This is a genomic window from Spirillospora sp. CA-142024, from assembly GCF_050942325.1.
Lineage (GTDB): Bacteria > Actinomycetota > Actinomycetes > Streptosporangiales > Streptosporangiaceae > Spirillospora.
The window spans coordinates 8,616,216-8,633,300 of the sequence record NZ_CP192077.1 but is presented as its reverse complement, the minus strand read 5'-3'; the positions used below and the strand labels follow the sequence as shown (position 1 = coordinate 8,633,300).

Below are 17,085 nucleotides of genomic sequence, written 5' to 3'. Positions count from 1 at the left end.
GGGTGGCTGGTCCGGGTTCTGGCGCTGGTCAGGCCCGTTGGCTGGTCAGGTGCCCGGGGCGGTGGCGCGGTTGCGGAGGTCGGCGAGGTGGGCGTGCACGCCTTCGTAGAGGGTTGCGGCCTGCTGGTAGGCGGTCAGGGCGCGCCGGACCCGGTGGCTGTCGGTGGCCTTGTGCTCGGCGTCGGTCAGGACGAATTCGATCGGTGCGGCGTTCGGGCGGCCGGTGGCGCTGCGCAGTCCGGCGGCGGCATGGCGGAGCCCGGCGACGGCGCACCACTCGTCGACCTTCGCGGCCTTCCACTCCTCCTCCAAGGCGGCCATGGTCGCTATGTCCACCAGGCCGTGCAGGGCGTGGTCGTCGGGAATGAGCGGTTCGTCGAGGTCGAAGCGCATGCCGCTCATCGGCGGGGGGTCCCGTCCGGCCAGTGGCACTCCAGCAGCACTTCCTCGTGGTGGGCACAGTGCCCGAACGACGCGCCCGGCTTCGACTTTGCGCCGCACAGGTGATCGGTCTGCCCGAAGTACTGCACACCCACATCCCAGGAGCACAGGCCCCGGTCGAAGAAGTCCTTCTCCTCGTCGGTCCACCGGTCGGGGTCGGTGGACGGGGTGACGATCCGGTTTCTCAGGTCAGGCATTCCGGCCCCCGTCCTGGGGCTCCTGGCCGCGCAGCCGCGCGATCAGCGCTTCGATGTCCGCATCGTCTGCGGGCTCAGGCGGCGGGGCATTCCGGGTAGCGCGGATCTTTTCCCGCAGACCCGGGGTGGCGTCGATCCGGATCATCGCCTCGTAGCTCCTGACCAACTCGGTGAGGTGCCTCCCCTCGCTGGTGCGGCGGAAGGCGGTCATCGCCTGGATCGTGGAGCGGTAGGCGTTGCGGCGCTCGATGTCGTCGAGGCGGTCGTAGACCTCCATCGCGCGTACGACGGCCGGGTCGTCCACCTTGACGCCGGTGGACTCCTCCATGAAGTTGACCCGTTTGAAGGCCATGGTTCTCCCTGTTTCTCTGGGTGTGGTTCTGGTGTTGCGTGAGGCGGCCCCGCCACGGGGCAACGGGGCCGCCAGGACGCCGCACCGGGATCAGTCCCTATCTGCCAGGCGTCGCGATTTCGCGCAGATGCACCTGGGGGTTGGCGGGTTGACGGCGCCGCTCGGTCAGCTGGTCAGCCGGACCGGCATCAGGTAGTGCCGGTAGATGACAGCGTTGAGGTTTTTGGCGTTGTCTGGGACGGTGCCGGTGATCAGAGCCGAGGTGGTGTCTTTGTCCCCGATGAACAGGTGCGCGGTGTCGGAGTCCAGTGCGTTCAGCGCGTCGGTCAGGTAGCCGGGGTTGAACGCGACGGTCGGCGGGGTGCCGTGCACGCGGGCGGGTAGAACGTCGCGGCCGTTGGCCTCATCGCCCGTACCGGCCTGCAGCGTCATCTCACTCTGGCCGTCGGGTCCGTCTTGGACGGTGGTGAAGGAGAGCCGGACTGGGGTGTTGCGTTCGGCGACGACCGCGACGCGCTGGACCGCTTCGATGAATTCGCGGGTGCCGATCTCGACGCGGTGCGGGCGCTGTTTGTTTTCCAGCATGGACGCGTAGTCCAGGACGGCGCCGTCCATGAGGCGCGTGGTGATGGTGCGGCCGGGGACCTGCAGGCCGATCAGATGGGGGGCCTGGTTGTGATCGGCTGCCAGCCCGACGGTGACCGGGAGGTCCCCGGTCAGGGCCTTGGCGATCCGCGTCATTGTCGCCGCGTACACGAACACCTTCACCGGGTCGCCGCCGAGACCGGAGGCCGGTGCTTCCCCGTCCTCTCGGTCGTTTTCGGGTCGGCCGTGGGCGGCGGTGTTGCCGGTCGGGGTGATGGTGGGCTGCCAGCCGGTGAGGCGACGCAGCGCGACTCGGTACCGATCCGTGCCCGACAGCATGGGCGGCCCTTGCGGGGCCAGGTCCAGGCGCAGCGAGCACAGGGTCGGGACGGTGTGGTCGTGGGCCGCGGCGATGCCGGTCTGTGTGATCGCGCGGGTCAGGACGCTGGCGTCGACCTGGCCGACGGTGGGAGGCATGGCCGGGATGGTGGGGTAGTCCTCGACCGGCATCGTCAGCAGGCCGAAGGATGCCGGGCCTGATCGCAGGGTCATGGTGGCGCCGTCGAGGGCGACCTCGACGGCGCCGGCCCGCAGGCGCTTGGCGATCTCGGTCAGGACGCGGCCGGAGACCAGTGCGGTTCCGGGGTCGCTGACCTCGGCGGGCACCTGGGCGTAGGCGGACACCTCGTAGTCGAACACGCTCACGGCCAGCTGCTGGTCGGTGGCCTCCAGTCGGATCCCGGCCAGCACCGGCATCGTCGGCACGAACGGCAAGAACCGTGCGGCCCAGCTGATCGCGTCGGCGAACGCCTCGGCATCGATGGTGAACTTCACCGGTCAGTCCTCCTGGTCTTGGTCGTCTTCGGCGCCGCGGTAGGGGTCGGCCGAAGTGCCGGCCAGATCGGGGTGGGCGAACTCCCACAACGCCGCGTCCAGGCGCTCGCGGTCGTCGTTCAGCCAGGTCGACAGGCCGTTCCGGTCGCACACGGCGGCCACCTCATCGGCCAGGGCGTGGAACTCGCGGTCCCGCATCGGCGGTTTGGGAGGGTTCATCGCGGAACTCCTTCGTGGTGGGGGCGGGGATGTCTCGGCAGGTGCGCGGCCAGCACGGTCAGCGCCGCATCACAGCCCGAGCCGTCGGTGACGGGCCAGCGGGTGACCATCCGGGGTTTCTCCCTTTGTGGCGCGGCGGCTAGTTCTTCCATCGGCCGACTACGAGGGGCTGGGCCCACGGGAGCGTCTTGCGGCGGTCGATGACGATGTCGCCGTTGGGCTTGAGGACGATCTCGTCCTCGCGGATGTTGTCGGAGGCGAAGTGTTCGGCGACTTGCGCCTTGATCTGCTTCTCGTCCATGACGGGGCCGTCTCCCTTGGGCAGTAGGAAGCCCCGGGGACCGGTTGAACGGTTCCCGGGGCGGCGGATCGAGGTAGGCGGTCGCAGGTGATGGCCGGTGGGCTGGTCATTGGAGTCTGCGGATGGTCCACCGCTGGTCATTGCGGGGTGCCAGGGGCGAGATTTTGACGACGTCGCCGGTTTGGGGGGCCTGCACCATGCGGCCGTCGCCGACGTATATGCCGATGTGGGTGATGCCCTGGCCGTGGTCGAAACCGATCAGGTCGCCGGGCCGCATCGCCGACCGGGAGACGGGTTTGCCGCGCCGGACCTGGTCGGCGGCGACGCGGGGCAGGGTGATCCGGCCGCGGGATGCCTGGTACACGGCGAACTGCACCAGGCCCGAGCAGTCGAACCCGACCGTTTCGCGGCCGTCGTATCCGCCGGGTGAGCAGCAGATCCCGCGGCTTTTGCCGCGGGTGCCGCCGCCGCCCCAGGAGTAGGGGACGCCGCGCTGGGTCTTGGCTGCGGCGACGATGCGCCGGCCGAGGTCGGTCCCGGCCGCGGCGTGGGGGCGGGTGCTTTTGGTGTCGTCGCCTTTGGCGTCGTCGCGGGCGATGGTGCTGATGTGGTAGGCCAGCGCGCCGACCAGGGCGATGCGGACGAGCCGGCCTGCGGCCTGGGCCACCGGGTACCTCCTGAGCAGATTGGGGGGCGTGTATTCGCGCACGGCGAGACCGGGGGCGCGCGTGTTGCTGTGCGCGCCCTCGGTCAGGTGTCGCCCGGGTTAGGGGATCTCGTAGTGGTCTGCGGGTTTGACCAGGTAGCCGAACCGGGTGAGGTGGCTCAGCAGTTCATCGACCTGGTGTTCAGGCAGCCCGGTGCGGGTCTGGATCTGGCCGGTGGTCGCCGGTCCCGCCCGGACCACTTGCATGACCTGTTCGTGGGATGCGGTCAGCGGGTCGGTAGCGGTCTGCGGGGTGGCCGGGTGCTGGGATTTGGCGTGTTCGACGACCTGGATGATCTGGTCGCTGGTGATGAGTGCGCCTTGCAGGCGGATGTGCTGGCCGGCGCCGGCCGGTGCCAGCAGCGCGTCCCCGGCGCCCAGCAGCTTTTCGGCGCCCGGCTGGTCGAGGATGACGCGGCTGTCGGCCAGTGAGGAGACCGCGAACGCCAGCCGGGACGGGACGTTGGCCTTGATCAGACCGGTGACCACGTCCACGCTGGGCCGCTGGGTGGCCAGAACCAGGTGAATGCCGGCGGCGCGGGCGAGCTGGGTGATGCGCACGACCGAGTCCTCCACGTCGCGCGGCGCGATCATCATCAGGTCGGCCAGCTCGTCCACGATGACCAGCATGTACGGGTACGGGGTGTACACGCGTTCGCTGCCGGGCGGCGCGGTCAGCCTGCCCGCCTCCACCGCCTGGTTGAAGTCGTCGATGTGCCGGTATCCGGAGGCGGCCAGGTCGTCGTAGCGGCGGTCCATCTCACCGACGACCCACGTCAGGGCCTCGGCGGCCTTCTTCGGGCTGGTGATGATCGGCGTGAGCAGGTGCGGGATGCCGGTGTAGGCGGCCAGTTCGACCCGTTTGGGGTCGATGAGCACCATGCGGACCTGCGCGGGGGCGGCGCGGACCAGGACCGAGGCGATGATGGCGTTCAGCGCGGTGGATTTGCCCGCGCCGGTCGCGCCCGCGATCAGGATGTGCGGCATCTTGGCCAGGTTGACCACCACCGGGCGGCCCTCGACGTCCTCCCCCAGGCCGACGATCAGCGGATGGTCCTCGCCGGTGGCGGCCGGTGAGCGCAGCACATCGGCCAGGTGCACGGGTCGCCGGTCGGGGTTGGGCACCTCCAGGCCGACCAGGCCCGGTTGTCCGGGGATGGGCGCGATGAGCCGCACCCGGTCGCGCCCGAGCGCGACACCGAGGTTCTCCACCAGGGCACGGACCTTGGAGATCTTGACACCGTTGCCCAGTGCGAGGCTGTAGCGGATCACCTGCGGGCCTGCCGTCGCCCCCACCACGGTGGCGTGCACACCGTGTCGGCGCAGCTCGTCGGCGATCACCCGGGCAGCGGCGTCATCCGCGCCCCCGCCATCGGCGGGCCCATCGGCGGGGCTGCCAGCGGGCTCGGACAGGGCCGTGTCGAGGTCGACGGTGGTACTCGCCTGCTGGATGGGCGGCGCGGCCGGACCGGGCGCCGGACCGGGCGCCGGACCGGGCTCCTGGTCCCGCTCGCCGATGCGGTCGCCAGCGTGATGGGCGGTGCGGTGGGAGGTGGGCGGCCGGGGCGGGTCGGGGTATCCGGGGCGGCAGTGCTGCCACCACCGGGCGGCCAGCATGATCTCTGCGGCGACCAGCACAGCGACCAGGACCGGGCCCAGGCCGGTCAGCGCGGTGGCCGTCAGCCACCCGGCCACCACAGCACCGGCGATGGCCACGCGCGTGGTCCACGCCCGCCATCCGGTCCGGCGCATCCGCCACATGAGCACCGCTGTTGTTGCCGCGGTCAGGCCTACGGCACCCAGCGCCGTGGCGGTGGCCGACACCTGCGCCGGCCAGTTGGCCACGGTGATGCCGACCGCCAGCACCGCGGCCGTGAAGTAGTGCGGCAGCATCTGACGGCGCAGCCGCCCCTCCACGGCTGCCTGCAGCTCAAACCCCAGCCGCTGGACGCGTTGGTTCACCTGGGTCCTCCTCGGGCCGCTCCCCGGGGCGGGTGAAGGTTCGGCGGGGGCGGTGAGTCCCTGGCGGCGGTCGGCACCGGCGACCCGGACTGAGTTGCTCATCGGCCGGCCACCCCCTTGCGGACAGGCAGAGCGGTTACCGCGAGCGTCCCAGCGCGCATCGCGCCCTCGACGTCGGGAGAGTGGTCCTGCACCTCGATCACGCCGCCGTAGGCCAGGACCACGCCGTTGAGGCGCACGGTCTCACGCCAGGCGAATGGGACGTCGTCGGTACCCACCCGCAGGCGCAGCCCGCCCGGGCCGCACAGGACCGCTCCCGGCTCATCGTCTAGCTCAACGCTCCAGGTCTCGGATATGGGCATCGCAAACGGCCCGGCGCCGCGAAGGAACTCCCAACCGCTGGCCAGCAGTGCGGTCATCAGGACCGACGCGCCGTCCTCAACCTCTTGGTCCGGGTCCTGCAGGAACAGCAGCGGGATCATCTGCATCTGGTCGTCCAGGCGGCCGCCAAGGCCGACCATGAGGCGCTGGGGCAGGTTCTCGACATGCATGATGTAGATCAGGTCCTTTCCAGGCCGCGGCCAGCTCGGTGATCGCCGGAGCCTCTGTGCCGATCGAGCGGCGGTCAGCGCAGCCGGTCGGCCACGACCAGGACGTGGTCGACGTAGCGCGTGGAGTGGTTGTAGTGCCACAGAGCGCCGCGCAGGTTGGTCGCGGCGCCGTGCGCGCACAGGTAGCCGGCGGCGGCCGGGATTGCGTCGGCGGGGTCGTGGACGTCCTTGCGGCCGTCGCCGTTGCCGTCGCGGCCGTAGTCCCGCCAGGTGTCCGGTATGAACTGCATCGGTCCCAGCGCCCCCGCCGAGCTGGGGCCGGTGTTGGCTCCGTGCCGGGATTCGACGTAGCCGATCGCGGCCAGCACCTGCCAGTCCACGCACGAATCGGCGGCAGCCCGCTTGTACAGGGCGCGGTAGGCCGCCGGGATGCCGTCGCGGTCACTGCCGGCGGCGCCGTCCGGTGCGTCCTTGCCCTCCGGTGCGTGCTTGCCGTCCGCACCGGGCTTGCCCCCGCCGCCGCTGCCGTCACCGGAGGTGTCGGTGACGGCAGCGACAGCGGTGACCAACTCGCCCAGCATCGGGACGTCACGGAACACACCGGGGTTGATGCAGGCCACGCCGAGCGCGCCCGCTACCGCGGCGGCGGCGGCGACCCTGCTCATCGGCCCTTCTCACCAGTGTCCGCGCCGCCCTCCTTGCCGGGCTTGCCGGACTGTCACCGGAGGGGTGCTCGGCGTCGCGGTTACGCACGTCCGCCTTGGCCTGGTCCACGACCATCCGGACGGTCTGACCGGCCTGATCGGTGATCTGGTCGACGACCACCGGCGCGACCCAGACCAGCAGCGCCAGCAGCGGCACCGGCGCCAGCCACAGGTACGGCCGATCGACCTTGCCGTCCATCAGGTCGCGGGCCATCACCAGCCCCTTGACCAGCAGCACCGCCACCACGACGACGCCGACCACCGCGGGGGCCGCCTCATGGACACCGGCGAGCAGTTCGTAACCCGCCCGGGCCAGCGGGACCAGGCCGAGCCCGCCCGTCAGCACAGCCACGATGGTCACGAAGGAGGCGAGCTGCCCGCCCGCCCGCCGCAGGTGCGCCTTCACCTGCCCGCCACCTGCGCCGTCCCCCGTCTGGCCGGGGAAGGCGCCGGGTACCTGACCGGGGGCGCCGCCAGAGACGCGGAATCGTTTCAGACCCTTGGCCAGGGCCAGCCCGGGAACCGTCAGGAACACCAGGTTGAGCACGATGCCCTTCAGGTCCACCCCGCCGAGCCCGGCCACCAGATCGGCGACAGCATCCATGGATCGACTCCTTTCTGTTCTTGTCGGGGGTGCTTCACAGCAGGTGGAAGAAGGCGGCGATGTTGAGCAGCAACCACCAGACCTGGACGATCAGGAACGGCACGCCGCGCAAGGGGCGCTCCAGCGCCCACGCCTTCCAGTAGGCCCACGCGGTGATCGGCAGGCACACCAGCCGGAACCACCAGATCTGCCCGGTGCGCAGCGGCCCGGTCTCGGGTGTGCCGGCGCCCTGACGGGCGTAGGCGGCCAGCTTGGCCAGCCCGGGCCGGTCACCCCAGATGTCGGGCGGGTGAGCGCCGGCCAGCAGCCGGGAGCACAACCTCCCGATCCGGCCACCGGCACCCGCGTCCGGGGGCGTCTCGGCGGCACCGCACGCGGGCGCATCCGGCGCGTCACCGGAGGGCATGCCACCGGTGGGCACGCGGCGGGTGTCACCGGCGCGATTGGGGGCGTCCACGGCAGGCTGGGGCGGGCCGTCCACAGGATCTGCGGTCCGGTCCGCCCCAGGCGCCATGTAGGGCTCGGCCGCCACCTACTCGCCGCTTTCCTTGCTGTCGCCGCCGCTGGTGACCCAGAGCGCGGCGGCGGTGCCGGCGGCCAGCGCCACGACCAGGAAGACGCCGTTGAAGTTCCACTCGTAGGCGACGATGGCGGCGATGAACCAGAACACCGGCATCCAGAGCACCAGCTTGAACATCTTGGGCATGACAAGATCCCCTTTTCGGGTTGATGGAAGAGAGAACTTCGTTTTCTGTGCAGCACGAAATGACCGGGCGGGCTACGAACACCCGCCCGGTCATTCCCGGGATACGAATCAAGGCCGGGTCGCCCCGGGCCTTCTGGTCGGCCTGGCCGGTTTGGTCGGCGGCTGCAGCGCCTGGACGCTGGGGGCTTGAGGTGCCCGTCGCCGGTTTTGCGGCGCTGCCGGGTACTCAGCGCGGTGGTCTGGGGAGCCGAACTCGCCAGGTCTGCCCGTCGGCGTAGCCGCAGTTCCCGTGGAAGGTCTCGATCCAGGTGCCTTCCGAGTCGTGGTGGACGTCGATGACCTCATCGCCGGAGGCGAGAACGTCACCTCGGCGGAGATCCTGGCCGCTGATGAGTTTGGTCTTGATCTTCTCCATAGGCCTCCAAGTGGATTGGGGGGAAGGTGGCAGGTTCGCGGTTCACCCGGTTCCACGCCCGCTGTGGCTTGGCGGGGGGCTTACCGGTGTCGTCCGGTGCCGTTCTGCTTGACTTTCGGTGTGATATTCCGGATCGCTGTTGCCCTGGCATTGCTGATGCTCAGCGCGTACGCGATCTCAGAGATCGTCAGGGATTTCCCGGTGCTTTCTTCGATGGTGGCGACGATTTGCGACATGCGGTCTTCGCTGAGATTGTGGCCGCGTTCCAGCACCTTTCCAGTGCTTCCCGGGATCTTTCCCAGATCTTCCCCGCCCTGGGCATCGCCCCAGCTCTGTCCCACTGCGCCGCTTCCCCGGATCTTCCTCAGATCTTCCCCGTCGTGCCCGCCGAGGAGTTCGGCCAGGGGGTCTTTCCCGGAAATGGCGTCGGTCGCGGTGCTGGCCATCATCGCCTTGGCGGCGTCCACCAGAAGGCGGCGGGAGGCGTCCTCGTTCAGGCCGGTTTCGCAGGCCCGTTCGATCGCCTCGACGGGCAGGGTGCCGTCCCGGCACGCCCGCATGATCGCTGCCCGCACTTTCTTGGCCTTGGCGCCCTTGTAACCGGCGTCGTCCTGGGCGGCTTCCACTACCCGGGAAACCGCCTTGATCTTCTCGTCCCGCAAAACCAGGGCTGAAGAAACGGGGGAGCGGTGCCGCAGCCGGTACAGGGTCGCCTCCCGCCACGCGCCGGGATTGGTCAGGCACAGCACCATCGGGACGCGTTCCACGCCGATGGCGGCGTCGATCCGGGCCCGTAGCAGCCAGGCCACCGACTCGGCGAACACCGCGAGGGTGACCGCCATCAGCGCGTGCGCGGCCACGAACCAGGTGATCCAGCCGCCGCCCACCTTGTGCCCGTACCAGGCGCCGATCCCGGCGCTGGTGGCCACCAGCACCACCCCGTACACCCGGGTGACCAACTGCCCGCGGGACTCCTTGACGGCCAGCACCAGCGACAACGCCACCAGCACCGTGCCCGCCACATCGAACCCCAGCGGCAGCATCCGCGCCAGCTCCTGGGTCTCCCCGGCCTCCAGCAGCGCCGTGCGGGCGTTGGTGTAGGACACCACCATCAGCACCACGTACAAGGCGCCCACCAGCACCAGCACGGCCTTGCAGGCCAACTCGCCCTTTTTACTCAAGGCGATGCGCCCGACGCCGGGCAGCCCGGCGGCCCCGCGGTCGGAGTCGCCCGGTCGGGGATCGCCGAGGCTCTCATCACCAGGGCCGTCATCGCCGGGCCTGGTCGGCCAGCCGGCCGTCTCATCCATGTTGTCCATCGGGGTCCGGTGCTCCTTCCGCGAGGAATCCGGGGCTGCAGGGGTGTGCGGTGCGGGGTGCGGTCCGCGCTGCGTCACGGGCTGCGTTGCGGGCTGCGCAGACCCGATTGGCCAGGGCGCGGTACCGGCGTGCGGCCCGGGCTGCGATCTCGTAGTCGGGCACCGTGACCGCCACCCCCGCCACCCGGGTGTAGATGTCGGCCCGCGCATTCAGAGCCCGCGCAATCAGGTCCAGATCGGCGGTGGTGAACGCGGAATTGATCGTCATGGTCGTCTCCCTGGGGGGAAGGTTCTCGGCCCAGAAGAAAAGCAATGGGGAACTTGTCCGGCTGGTCTCAGTGCGGGGTGCGGACCCGGCCGCCGCGGGAGTCGGCCGGGATGCGCAACCGGCCGGGGCCGATCCTGTTCGGGTCGGGTGATTCCGGATGCCCGCCGTTGTGGGTCTTGGTGGTCACCCTTGCCGGCGCCACGGCGGCGGTCAGGTCTCCTGCCGCTCGCGCTCACGGCGAAGGGCGCGGCGCTGCCTGGGGCTGGCGCCGCCGAAGACCCCGTACCGGTCGTTGCGCTGGCTGAAGCTCAGCGCCCACTCCAGGCACTGGCCTCGCACCGGGCACGCCCGGCAGACCCGCTTGGCCTGGGCGAGCGTGTCGGTCTCGGTGGGGTCGCTGAAGAACACCTCGACACCGACCTGGGCGCACAGCGCGTCCTTGGTCCAGGCGGGGATTTCCAGGCGCAGGTCAACCCGGCCGGGGCCATCCCACGGGCTACGGCCATGCCTTTGGCGCTGGCGCAGGGCAGGCATCGGTCACCTCCTCAACACGGGGGAGTTCTAGGCCCGGCGGCGGGCGGCGGTCGATCGGCGGATTCGGGTACCGGGGCTTGGGTGGTCTGGGCTGCGGCCGCCTGGACATCAGCCATCTGGACATCAGCCGCCCCCTCTCATACGCCGCTCCTGCTCGCCGATCCGGGCGAGTTCACGGGCCGCGGCGAGACGGGACTGGTGGCTGTGGCCGTTGCGGACCTGCCACGCGAGCTGCTTCTTGCGGGCTTTGGAGGTCATTACCGTCTCCACCGGTTGTGGATCTCGGCGATGAGGCTGGCCGGGAGCTTTCTGCCGCCGCTGTGCACGACGCCGATGCCCGGCTCGACAACGGCGGTCAGGCCGGACGGGCTGTGGTAGACGCGGGCGTAGCCGTTCTGCAGCAGCTCGACCCTGTAGTCGGCGGGCCGATCGGTGACCACGTGACCGGCGCCTCGCGAATCGATCTCGTAACCGAAACCGGCGGTGCGGGTCATGAGATCCGCTCCATCGCCTCGGAAAGCGCGGACTCGATCGTGTCGTGGAACCTGACGTTGGCCGGGGCGTCGGTCGGGGCGGCGTGCGGGCCGCGGACGTAGAACCGGCGGTCCCGCAGGGGCGTACAGACCTGCCCGTACTCGCCGTCCACGGTGATGTACTCGGCGTGCAGAAAGTCCCGGCCCTCGATGTTGAAGCACGGGCGCCGCAGAACGCTCAACACGCCGGCGTCGTCGTCCCGCAACGCCTCGGACGAATCGCGGACAGTGCGCGTGATCTTGCCGTTGAAACTGGTCCCCACGGCAGTCCTCCTTTGACATGTGCCTGGAGTGGTGTCGGACGTGTGGCCGGACGCTCAACGGCAGCCCAGCCGCGGCTCCCCCTCTTCGTTGAGGTGAGGAGCGTGGTCACCGGTCCCGCCCGGACGGTCCGAATCCGCTCGGAGATCTCCGGCCAGTCGTCGGGGTAGCGGTCGGCGTTCTCGGGACGGATCGGCATCACGCCGCTTCCGTGAACAGGTCGAGTTGCACCGGGGAAGTCGTGGCGGCGAGGACACGGTCACGCCAGACGAGCGCGTAGTCCGGGCAGTTGTTGCAGCACTTGTGAGCGCAGCCGGGAAGGCGGACGTGTTCGCGGCGCGCAGTGTCGGACCAGGCCAGCGAATCGGACGACGTGAGGAGATAGGCGACGCGGCGGAGAGCGCGGATGTTCATCCCGAACCCGTGGAGCCGTAGCCTTCGGCCGTACCGCTGCCGTGCGTAGGACTGGACGGCCGTGACGATCTCGACGATGGGCTTCTCCGACCCGCGGCGGCACACTGACCCAAGGCCGACCGTCTCGGCGTGGGCGAGGTTGATTCCGCGGGCCTCGTACATCCGCAGATGGGCGATGTAGTCGCCGGTTTCCCAGCCCTGTAGCACGGGCGCCCACGGCACGAAGTAGAACTCCTCGGCCAGGTAGACGTAGCTGTCGAGGGTGAGTTCCTGGTGGTCTTCCGTGGTCAGGCCGGTCACGGCGCGGACGTCCGGCTCACATGGCGGCGAACGCCGGCGGGCATCCCACCTCATAGATGACGCGGGTGACCATGCCGCCGAACTCGTCCGGGGCGAGATGCCAGGGATGAGCGGGGTTGCCGCCCGTCCGCGGGTTGTTCGCCGTGTAGGCGCCAGAGTCGAACGCCCAGTCGCCGCACCCGTGGGTGTTGCGGGCGCGGCGTTCGCGGACGATGCGGTGCACGGTCGCGGCGCTGATGAACAGCGGCACGTCCATGAACGTCAGCCAGCCCGGCCGGTGGGTGCCGAGGTAGAAGGTGAACTTCATGTGCCCTCGATCCGCCGTGAGCGGTCGCCCGGCCGAACCGGGGTCGAGGGCTGGGGGCGCTAGGCATGCCAGAGGTCGACGACGGCGCCCGTCCCGTCGGCGAAGTCGATGCGGAAGATGCCGGCGGCGGCGTCGGATGCCTCGACGTGCTTGAGGTCGGGCATCCGCGGCGGCCTGGAGGACGGCGTCAGGGCGGCATCTCCTGCCGCTCGGGATGGACTTACTGGTTGCGCTTGGCCTTCTCGCCGCAGTTCGCATCCATCGCGCGATGCGATGCGTCGGGCACGGCCGCGTTCAACGCCTCCGTTGACGGGCGGTGGCCTGGGCGTCGGCGGTCACCCGGCGTCGCGCTCCCGGTGGTGTTTCCCCGGCCGTGTGCGCAGCCTTCGGCCTACAGCCACAGGCCAGACCAGCCGCGTACCGGGCCGCGCCTGCCTGCGCGGGTCAGGTAGGTGCCCATCATGTCCATGACGAGCTTCTCGTCTCGTGAGGCACCGGAGTACAGCGCGCCGAACATTTCTCGCCACACCTGTTCCGGGTGATCGGTGATGGCCCCCGTACTCGCAAACGAGTACGCAAGTGACCATTGCCCATCGTGGTAGAGAGACGCGATCACACGGGCACACGCGTCGCTGATCTCCTGGACACCGCGCTTCGCACGGCACTCTGCAACGACCTTTTCCATGTCGCCCATGGGGCGCGCTCGCTTTCCCGACGAATGGCTGTCGGCTTCGGGTGGGGTGGTTGAGGGGTGGGCCAGCGGCCTATGCGGCGGTGGTCCCAGAACCGCGTGGAGCTACGGCGTGTCATCGGCGCCGTGCCCGGTGGGGTACCGGGCCGTGCGCCGGGCGGTGGGGGTCCAGCGGTGTCCGCAGTCGCAGCGGTGTCGTCCGTCGGGCAGCACCCGCACACTGCGCACGCTTCCGCAGTTGCCGCATCCGCCCGCCGCTACGCCGGTTGCGGCGGCGGCCGGGGTGACGAGAGCGTCCGGGACGGGGTAGGGGCCGGTCACCGCGACCGGCATCGTCATCGGGTTCGTCGTCGGGTTCGTCATCGCGCACGCGCTCCCTTCTCCCGCGTCGCGGGAATCGGATGACGAAGGGTCCGGGCGTCTGGCACCGGGTGAGACGGCCCCGCCCCGCGCGAACATCTGTCGCAGCGGGGCGGGGCCGCCCGGACTCGGGGTCAGCAGTCCGTTTAGGCGGCCAGCCCGTCACCGGCCGCGGGAATGAGGTCGTTCAACGTCCCCGCCGGCAGCGCCCGGCCCGGCGGTGCGGTCACCCGGGCAGCCGAGAACCGCCACCACTCCCCGCCCCGGTGCCGGGCCGCCACGAACGCCCGCACCAGCGGCACATGGGCGTGTGCGGTGTCACGGTCTGGGAACGGCCCCAGCACCAGCGACGATTCGCCCATACGGGCACTGGTGCGCACTGAGACGTAGAACCCGGCCACGGGCCTTGTGGCGGGCATGCGGTCGGTGAGATCACAGGGCAGTCGGGCAGGCATACCGTTCATCGGCACGGTCCTGCGCCCTGCTTGTCCTCAGTGATGGGCCATCCCGGCCAGTCGGCGGGCTCGTCCGCGCCGCGGATCTCCCAGCCGAAGCCGAGCATCCGACCGGACTGCTCCAGGTCGGTCAGCCACTCGTGGAGGTCCTGGTGGCGGGCGATGGACTTGCCGACCGGCTGCCCGTGCTCGTAGTGGTACAGCTCCCACATCGGGGAGCGGCCGATCTGCACGCCCGGCTCGACGACAGTGGCCTTCGGCGCCGCCTGCAGCTCCTTGGAGGTCGGCATCACACGCCTCCGGCAGGGACGTAGCGGGCGCCCAGGGCGCGGAGTGCGGAGATCTTCACGAAGGGGTTCCTTCCAGGAAAGCGGCCCCGTCCGAGGCCGCGAGCGGGGATGCGGCCCCGGCCCGGGGATGGTTGGCGGGTCGTCAGGACCGGCCGTCGTGCCGGTCAGTCGTGCGCGGCCTCCAGGCCGCGGACGGTCGACTGGGCCTCGCCGAGCAGACGGCCCAGCCCGGCCGCGGCGGTCGACGCCTCTCGCGTCACGCTGGCCAGTGCCCGGGCGGCGGCGTCGGCGTCGCCGCCGTACCGGCCGTAGGACGGGTGCTCACGGGCCTGGCCGCTGGTCACCTGGTCGGTGATGAACTGGGCCATCTGCGCCAGGGCCTGCGGCAGCTTGGCCGCGGCGGCCGACAGCTCCCCCAGCACGCTGTAGACGTCGCTGGGGTAGGCCAGCCCGTTCGGGCTCATGGTCGCGTAGTTGAGCAGCCGGAACGTGGCATCGATCCCGGCCGCGACCGCGCGTGTCCCCTCGGGGTCGTGCGGTCCGTCGGCGGTGACCGGCCGATCGTGCTCGGCCGCCCTGATCTCGATCATCGGTGGTCATGGTCCTTTCAGACGGGGGGCGCGGCGCGGCCGGTAGGTGAGGCGGTGCAGGGCCGTCCGCAGCCGCGCCACGGCGATGCGCGCACCACCGTGCCGGCGCGGGCGGGCGTGCCGGGGGCCGGCCGGGAACACCTCGGCGACCAGCCGCTCGGCGGCGCGGCGGGCGCAGCCCGGGCAGTAGACCCGGCCGCTGGTGGTACGGGAGACCAGCCAGTCGTCCACGGCCGACAGCAGGGTCCGCGCGCAGCAGGTGTCGCACAACGCGAACCATTCGCCAAGGCGGGAGTAGTCCAGCTTCCCGTCGGGGAACCGCAGCGGGATGATCACGGCTACTTCTTCTTCCCGGCCTCGTAGGCATCCCGCACGCTCTTGCCTCGCTCGGCGTCGCGGACGCTCTTGGGCTCGCCGTTGGGCCACGTCGAGGACTTGCCCTTGGTGGGCTTGTCGGCCATCGTTTGGGCCTCCTTTCCTGTTGGGAGGGGCCCGGGACGTCACTGTTTGGAGGTGGGGCGTCCCGGGTCTGGGGGAACTCTGCGGGGCCCTAGCCGTCGGCCGGGCCGGTCAACACCACGTCGAGGTAGCCGCGCACGCCGCTACCGCGCCGGTTGGAGTATTGGGCCGAGACCTCACCGACCGCGCACCGGTCGCCGGGCAGCTCGGTCAGCAGCTCGGCCAGCGCCGCCACGTCGGCGGCCTCGCCCGACAGCCGCACCTTGACCAGCCGGGGCCGCGGGGCGCTCACCGGCCGCCCCCGGTCCCGTCTTCACAGGGACTGGTGCCGGCGGCCTGGGCGGCTTGCTTGCCGGTGACAGTCCGGTGGGTGACGACGAACCGGGCCAGCAGGGCGGTGACCCAGACGGGCAGTGGCGCCATGGGGCCGTCCTGGACGACCCGGTAGGTACGCCCGTCGACGACGCTGCCGGGCCCGACGACGTAGCCGCCGCGGCCGCCAGCGCCGGGCCCACGCGTGTCGATCCCGGCACCGAGCGGTGTGGCGCCGCCAGATACCGATCCGATCACCACATCCTGAGGCGCTCGGTAGTACAGGTGGCGGCCGCCGGACGGGGTGGCGACGGTGAACGTGGCCGGCCAGGGCCCCCGTGCTCACGGCAGGCGGCGGCGAGGCTGTCGACGCCGCGCACCCTCGTGCGGTGGCCGGGGCCGGGGACGTCCAGATCCAGGACCACGATGCGCGAGCGCCAGCAGCCGATGCCGATGTTGGCGCCGGGCGGCCAGGTGGCGCGGATCTGGTCGGGGTCGGTGGTCGCGGCGCGTGCCCAGCCGGTCGGGGCAGGGCGCTTGGCGCCGGGCGGGAGCGGGAAGACGGCCAGGCCGCGCGCGGCCACGTCCAGCGGGTCGGGAGCCGGCGCGGCCATCAGCAGTCGCAGCGGTAGCCGTCGGAGCCGGTCGCGCCGCACTCACCGCAGCGGTCGCCGTCATCGTCGTCGGGCAGCTCGAAGTCGACCGATCCCCAGTGCCGCCACCCGGTGCACCGGCCGTTCCAGCACGCGCATCCGGGGCACTCGGGGCAGATGATCGGGCCTCCGCAGTCCGGGCAAATCTCCGGGCCGTCGTCGAAGGTGAACATCACCTGTTGATCACTCCGTTCGGTCGAATCGGGCACAGGCAAACGCCCCAGCCCAATTGGGCCGGGGCGCTCGTGAGGGGTGAGGCGAAGAAGAGGGCCTCGTCAGGGGCGCGCGGTCGCCAGCCGTCCCGACATGCGACGGGCAGCGATCTGATGGACCGATGGAGCGGCCGGCGGGGACTGCTGGTACCCATCGCGCGGGCTGCGGGCGATGGCGCGGGCGTGAGCGGCTGCACCGGCCCGCAACTCTCGAAGCTGATCGGACGTGAGGTCGACCAACACCCGCTGGTGGGAGCCTGGGCACTTGGGGGAGATGGCCTCATCCGGGCAAAGCGCATGCGCCTTGACCAGCCCGCGCTTCCAGATCTGCCAGGTCCCGCAGTCCGGGCACACCAGCCGAGGGCTACGCCCCTCCGGCATCAAGATCTGGTCCAGAGGGATCCGGCTGGCCAGCAGCGTGCGACGGCCGTTGCTCGACGTCATGAACGCCTCCAAGGTGGCGAGAGGACGAAACAGGGCGTGTGTTCTCCGCCCGCCACGGCACACCTGGCACAACCAGGGCGAAAGGTCCGCAGCGGACAGACAGCAC

32 protein-coding genes and 1 pseudogene are annotated in these 17,085 nt (G+C 70.8%); all 33 read right to left on the bottom strand.

The features are described 5' to 3' along the window. Positions 1-45: 45 nt before the first annotated feature. The 33 genes and pseudogenes from ACQPZP_RS40895 to ACQPZP_RS40735 all read right to left on the bottom strand — a co-directional run bounded on the left by ACQPZP_RS40895 (position 46) and on the right by ACQPZP_RS40735 (position 16,979). Entirely contained in the window at positions 46-402 is a 357-nt protein-coding gene (locus tag ACQPZP_RS40895) for a hypothetical protein (RefSeq protein WP_433474972.1), read from the bottom strand. Next, positions 399-638 carry a hypothetical protein gene (locus ACQPZP_RS40890; RefSeq protein WP_433474971.1) on the bottom strand — a complete coding sequence of 80 codons (240 nt, stop codon included), beginning with the start codon at positions 636-638 and terminating at the stop codon, positions 399-401. The genes ACQPZP_RS40895 and ACQPZP_RS40890 overlap by 4 nt, the downstream gene beginning before the upstream one ends. After that, the gene (locus ACQPZP_RS40885) at positions 631-990 is read right to left on the bottom strand and encodes a hypothetical protein (RefSeq protein ID WP_433474970.1); all 360 of its coding nucleotides are present in this window, start codon (positions 988-990) and stop codon (positions 631-633) included. Before ACQPZP_RS40885 ends, ACQPZP_RS40890 begins: the two co-directional genes overlap by 8 nt. Before the next feature lie 165 nt (positions 991-1,155). Beyond that, entirely contained in the window at positions 1,156-2,409 is a 1,254-nt protein-coding gene (gene dnaN / locus ACQPZP_RS40880) for a DNA polymerase III subunit beta (protein WP_433474969.1), read from the bottom strand. 3 nt (positions 2,410-2,412) lie between these two features. Next, positions 2,413-2,628 carry a hypothetical protein gene (locus ACQPZP_RS40875; protein ID WP_433474968.1) on the bottom strand — a complete coding sequence of 72 codons (216 nt, stop codon included), beginning with the start codon at positions 2,626-2,628 and terminating at the stop codon, positions 2,413-2,415. A 139-nt stretch (positions 2,629-2,767) separates the two neighbouring features. Continuing rightward, positions 2,768-2,929, bottom strand: coding sequence for a hypothetical protein (locus ACQPZP_RS40870; RefSeq protein WP_433474967.1), 162 nt, complete (start codon positions 2,927-2,929; stop codon positions 2,768-2,770). 106 nt (positions 2,930-3,035) lie between these two features. Then, complete coding sequence (locus ACQPZP_RS40865; protein WP_433474966.1) at positions 3,036-3,596, bottom strand: C40 family peptidase; 561 nt, start codon at positions 3,594-3,596, stop codon at positions 3,036-3,038. Between the two features lie 99 nt (positions 3,597-3,695). Then, on the bottom strand, positions 3,696-5,597 hold the full coding sequence (locus ACQPZP_RS40860; RefSeq protein ID WP_433474965.1) for a DNA translocase FtsK: 1,902 nt from the start codon (positions 5,595-5,597) through the stop codon (positions 3,696-3,698). A gap of 98 nt (positions 5,598-5,695) precedes the next feature. Further along, positions 5,696-6,148 (bottom strand): hypothetical protein, encoded by a 453-nt coding sequence (locus ACQPZP_RS40855; RefSeq protein ID WP_433474964.1) that lies wholly within the window; start codon positions 6,146-6,148, stop codon positions 5,696-5,698. A gap of 74 nt (positions 6,149-6,222) precedes the next feature. Continuing rightward, a complete protein-coding gene (locus ACQPZP_RS40850; protein WP_433474963.1) occupies positions 6,223-6,813 on the bottom strand; it encodes a lytic transglycosylase domain-containing protein in 591 nt (196 codons plus the stop codon). Further along, the gene (locus tag ACQPZP_RS40845) at positions 6,737-7,456 is read right to left on the bottom strand and encodes a hypothetical protein (protein WP_433474962.1); all 720 of its coding nucleotides are present in this window, start codon (positions 7,454-7,456) and stop codon (positions 6,737-6,739) included. Before ACQPZP_RS40845 ends, ACQPZP_RS40850 begins: the two co-directional genes overlap by 77 nt. A 34-nt stretch (positions 7,457-7,490) precedes the next feature. Then, positions 7,491-7,913 (bottom strand): hypothetical protein, encoded by a 423-nt coding sequence (locus tag ACQPZP_RS40840; protein ID WP_433474961.1) that lies wholly within the window; start codon positions 7,911-7,913, stop codon positions 7,491-7,493. A 75-nt stretch (positions 7,914-7,988) separates the two neighbouring features. Beyond that, positions 7,989-8,162 (bottom strand): hypothetical protein, encoded by a 174-nt coding sequence (locus tag ACQPZP_RS40835; protein WP_433474960.1) that lies wholly within the window; start codon positions 8,160-8,162, stop codon positions 7,989-7,991. A 226-nt stretch (positions 8,163-8,388) separates the two neighbouring features. Continuing rightward, the gene (locus ACQPZP_RS40830; RefSeq protein WP_433474959.1) at positions 8,389-8,577 is read right to left on the bottom strand and encodes a hypothetical protein; all 189 of its coding nucleotides are present in this window, start codon (positions 8,575-8,577) and stop codon (positions 8,389-8,391) included. A gap of 80 nt (positions 8,578-8,657) precedes the next feature. After that, a complete protein-coding gene (locus tag ACQPZP_RS40825) occupies positions 8,658-9,896 on the bottom strand; it encodes a hypothetical protein (protein ID WP_433474958.1) in 1,239 nt (412 codons plus the stop codon). Beyond that, positions 9,880-10,164 (bottom strand): hypothetical protein, encoded by a 285-nt coding sequence (locus tag ACQPZP_RS40820; RefSeq protein WP_433474957.1) that lies wholly within the window; start codon positions 10,162-10,164, stop codon positions 9,880-9,882. The genes ACQPZP_RS40825 and ACQPZP_RS40820 overlap by 17 nt, the downstream gene beginning before the upstream one ends. Before the next feature lie 210 nt (positions 10,165-10,374). After that, complete coding sequence (locus ACQPZP_RS40815) at positions 10,375-10,698, bottom strand: WhiB family transcriptional regulator (RefSeq protein WP_433474956.1); 324 nt, start codon at positions 10,696-10,698, stop codon at positions 10,375-10,377. Between the two features lie 123 nt (positions 10,699-10,821). Continuing rightward, a complete protein-coding gene (locus tag ACQPZP_RS40810) occupies positions 10,822-10,956 on the bottom strand; it encodes a hypothetical protein (RefSeq protein WP_433474955.1) in 135 nt (44 codons plus the stop codon). Next, complete coding sequence (locus tag ACQPZP_RS40805) at positions 10,956-11,192, bottom strand: hypothetical protein (protein ID WP_433474954.1); 237 nt, start codon at positions 11,190-11,192, stop codon at positions 10,956-10,958. The genes ACQPZP_RS40810 and ACQPZP_RS40805 overlap by 1 nt, the downstream gene beginning before the upstream one ends. Beyond that, positions 11,189-11,494 (bottom strand): hypothetical protein, encoded by a 306-nt coding sequence (locus tag ACQPZP_RS40800; protein WP_433474953.1) that lies wholly within the window; start codon positions 11,492-11,494, stop codon positions 11,189-11,191. Before ACQPZP_RS40800 ends, ACQPZP_RS40805 begins: the two co-directional genes overlap by 4 nt. Positions 11,495-11,690: 196 nt before the next feature. Next, complete coding sequence (locus ACQPZP_RS40795; protein WP_433474952.1) at positions 11,691-12,206, bottom strand: DUF7221 family queuine tRNA-ribosyltransferase-like protein; 516 nt, start codon at positions 12,204-12,206, stop codon at positions 11,691-11,693. Between the two features lie 16 nt (positions 12,207-12,222). After that, positions 12,223-12,513 carry a DUF7221 family queuine tRNA-ribosyltransferase-like protein gene (locus ACQPZP_RS40790; protein ID WP_433474951.1) on the bottom strand — a complete coding sequence of 97 codons (291 nt, stop codon included), beginning with the start codon at positions 12,511-12,513 and terminating at the stop codon, positions 12,223-12,225. A gap of 391 nt (positions 12,514-12,904) precedes the next feature. Further along, entirely contained in the window at positions 12,905-13,207 is a 303-nt protein-coding gene (locus ACQPZP_RS40785) for a hypothetical protein (RefSeq protein ID WP_433474950.1), read from the bottom strand. A gap of 102 nt (positions 13,208-13,309) precedes the next feature. Continuing rightward, the gene (locus ACQPZP_RS40780) at positions 13,310-13,567 is read right to left on the bottom strand and encodes a hypothetical protein (RefSeq protein WP_433474949.1); all 258 of its coding nucleotides are present in this window, start codon (positions 13,565-13,567) and stop codon (positions 13,310-13,312) included. Between the two features lie 143 nt (positions 13,568-13,710). Beyond that, positions 13,711-14,028 (bottom strand): hypothetical protein, encoded by a 318-nt coding sequence (locus ACQPZP_RS40775; RefSeq protein WP_433474948.1) that lies wholly within the window; start codon positions 14,026-14,028, stop codon positions 13,711-13,713. After that, entirely contained in the window at positions 14,025-14,309 is a 285-nt protein-coding gene (locus ACQPZP_RS40770; RefSeq protein WP_433474947.1) for a hypothetical protein, read from the bottom strand. Before ACQPZP_RS40770 ends, ACQPZP_RS40775 begins: the two co-directional genes overlap by 4 nt. 164 nt (positions 14,310-14,473) lie before the next feature. Next, the gene (locus ACQPZP_RS40765) at positions 14,474-14,899 is read right to left on the bottom strand and encodes a hypothetical protein (RefSeq protein ID WP_433474946.1); all 426 of its coding nucleotides are present in this window, start codon (positions 14,897-14,899) and stop codon (positions 14,474-14,476) included. 6 nt (positions 14,900-14,905) lie between these two features. Next, positions 14,906-15,235, bottom strand: a complete 330-nt coding sequence (locus ACQPZP_RS40760) for a hypothetical protein (RefSeq protein ID WP_433474945.1) — start codon at positions 15,233-15,235, stop codon at positions 14,906-14,908. 2 nt (positions 15,236-15,237) lie between these two features. Then, positions 15,238-15,360, bottom strand: a complete 123-nt coding sequence (locus ACQPZP_RS40755) for a hypothetical protein (protein ID WP_433474944.1) — start codon at positions 15,358-15,360, stop codon at positions 15,238-15,240. An 89-nt stretch (positions 15,361-15,449) separates the two neighbouring features. Beyond that, positions 15,450-15,650 (bottom strand): hypothetical protein, encoded by a 201-nt coding sequence (locus ACQPZP_RS40750; RefSeq protein WP_433474943.1) that lies wholly within the window; start codon positions 15,648-15,650, stop codon positions 15,450-15,452. Beyond that, positions 15,647-16,284: pseudogene (locus tag ACQPZP_RS40745) on the bottom strand (bifunctional DNA primase/polymerase). Before ACQPZP_RS40745 ends, ACQPZP_RS40750 begins: the two are co-directional and overlap by 4 nt. After that, on the bottom strand, positions 16,284-16,496 hold the full coding sequence (locus ACQPZP_RS40740; protein WP_433474942.1) for a hypothetical protein: 213 nt from the start codon (positions 16,494-16,496) through the stop codon (positions 16,284-16,286). The pseudogene ACQPZP_RS40745 and the gene ACQPZP_RS40740 overlap by 1 nt, the downstream one beginning before the upstream one ends. A 102-nt stretch (positions 16,497-16,598) precedes the next feature. Further along, entirely contained in the window at positions 16,599-16,979 is a 381-nt protein-coding gene (locus tag ACQPZP_RS40735) for a hypothetical protein (protein ID WP_433474941.1), read from the bottom strand. Positions 16,980-17,085 lie beyond the last annotated feature (106 nt).

Excerpts from the sequence above, each read along its gene's own strand:
- ACQPZP_RS40825 (WP_433474958.1), bottom strand. The coding sequence starts at position 9,896 with ATGGACAACATGGATGAGACGGCCGGCTGGCCGACCAGGCCCGGCGAT.
- ACQPZP_RS40875 (WP_433474968.1), bottom strand. The coding sequence starts at position 2,628 with ATGAACCCTCCCAAACCGCCGATGCGGGACCGCGAGTTCCACGCCCTG.
- ACQPZP_RS40820 (WP_433474957.1), bottom strand. The coding sequence starts at position 10,164 with ATGACGATCAATTCCGCGTTCACCACCGCCGATCTGGACCTGATTGCG.
- ACQPZP_RS40850 (WP_433474963.1), bottom strand. The coding sequence starts at position 6,813 with ATGAGCAGGGTCGCCGCCGCCGCCGCGGTAGCGGGCGCGCTCGGCGTG.
- ACQPZP_RS40790 (WP_433474951.1), bottom strand. The coding sequence starts at position 12,513 with ATGAAGTTCACCTTCTACCTCGGCACCCACCGGCCGGGCTGGCTGACG.
- ACQPZP_RS40765 (WP_433474946.1), bottom strand. The coding sequence starts at position 14,899 with ATGATCGAGATCAGGGCGGCCGAGCACGATCGGCCGGTCACCGCCGAC.
- ACQPZP_RS40845 (WP_433474962.1), bottom strand. The coding sequence starts at position 7,456 with ATGGATGCTGTCGCCGATCTGGTGGCCGGGCTCGGCGGGGTGGACCTG.
- ACQPZP_RS40870 (WP_433474967.1), bottom strand. The coding sequence starts at position 2,929 with ATGGACGAGAAGCAGATCAAGGCGCAAGTCGCCGAACACTTCGCCTCC.
- ACQPZP_RS40770 (WP_433474947.1), bottom strand. The coding sequence starts at position 14,309 with ATGCCGACCTCCAAGGAGCTGCAGGCGGCGCCGAAGGCCACTGTCGTC.
- ACQPZP_RS40835 (WP_433474960.1), bottom strand. The coding sequence starts at position 8,162 with ATGCCCAAGATGTTCAAGCTGGTGCTCTGGATGCCGGTGTTCTGGTTC.
- ACQPZP_RS40785 (WP_433474950.1), bottom strand. The coding sequence starts at position 13,207 with ATGGGCGACATGGAAAAGGTCGTTGCAGAGTGCCGTGCGAAGCGCGGT.
- ACQPZP_RS40775 (WP_433474948.1), bottom strand. The coding sequence starts at position 14,028 with ATGAACGGTATGCCTGCCCGACTGCCCTGTGATCTCACCGACCGCATG.
- ACQPZP_RS40885 (WP_433474970.1), bottom strand. The coding sequence starts at position 990 with ATGGCCTTCAAACGGGTCAACTTCATGGAGGAGTCCACCGGCGTCAAG.
- ACQPZP_RS40780 (WP_433474949.1), bottom strand. The coding sequence starts at position 13,567 with ATGACGAACCCGACGACGAACCCGATGACGATGCCGGTCGCGGTGACC.
- ACQPZP_RS40755 (WP_433474944.1), bottom strand. The coding sequence starts at position 15,360 with ATGGCCGACAAGCCCACCAAGGGCAAGTCCTCGACGTGGCCCAACGGC.
- ACQPZP_RS40895 (WP_433474972.1), bottom strand. The coding sequence starts at position 402 with ATGAGCGGCATGCGCTTCGACCTCGACGAACCGCTCATTCCCGACGAC.
- ACQPZP_RS40890 (WP_433474971.1), bottom strand. The coding sequence starts at position 638 with ATGCCTGACCTGAGAAACCGGATCGTCACCCCGTCCACCGACCCCGAC.
- ACQPZP_RS40855 (WP_433474964.1), bottom strand. The coding sequence starts at position 6,148 with ATGCATGTCGAGAACCTGCCCCAGCGCCTCATGGTCGGCCTTGGCGGC.
- ACQPZP_RS40735 (WP_433474941.1), bottom strand. The coding sequence starts at position 16,979 with ATGACGTCGAGCAACGGCCGTCGCACGCTGCTGGCCAGCCGGATCCCT.
- ACQPZP_RS40805 (WP_433474954.1), bottom strand. The coding sequence starts at position 11,192 with ATGACCCGCACCGCCGGTTTCGGTTACGAGATCGATTCGCGAGGCGCC.
- ACQPZP_RS40815 (WP_433474956.1), bottom strand. The coding sequence starts at position 10,698 with ATGCCTGCCCTGCGCCAGCGCCAAAGGCATGGCCGTAGCCCGTGGGAT.
- ACQPZP_RS40810 (WP_433474955.1), bottom strand. The coding sequence starts at position 10,956 with ATGACCTCCAAAGCCCGCAAGAAGCAGCTCGCGTGGCAGGTCCGCAAC.
- ACQPZP_RS40830 (WP_433474959.1), bottom strand. The coding sequence starts at position 8,577 with ATGGAGAAGATCAAGACCAAACTCATCAGCGGCCAGGATCTCCGCCGA.
- ACQPZP_RS40740 (WP_433474942.1), bottom strand. The coding sequence starts at position 16,496 with ATGTTCACCTTCGACGACGGCCCGGAGATTTGCCCGGACTGCGGAGGC.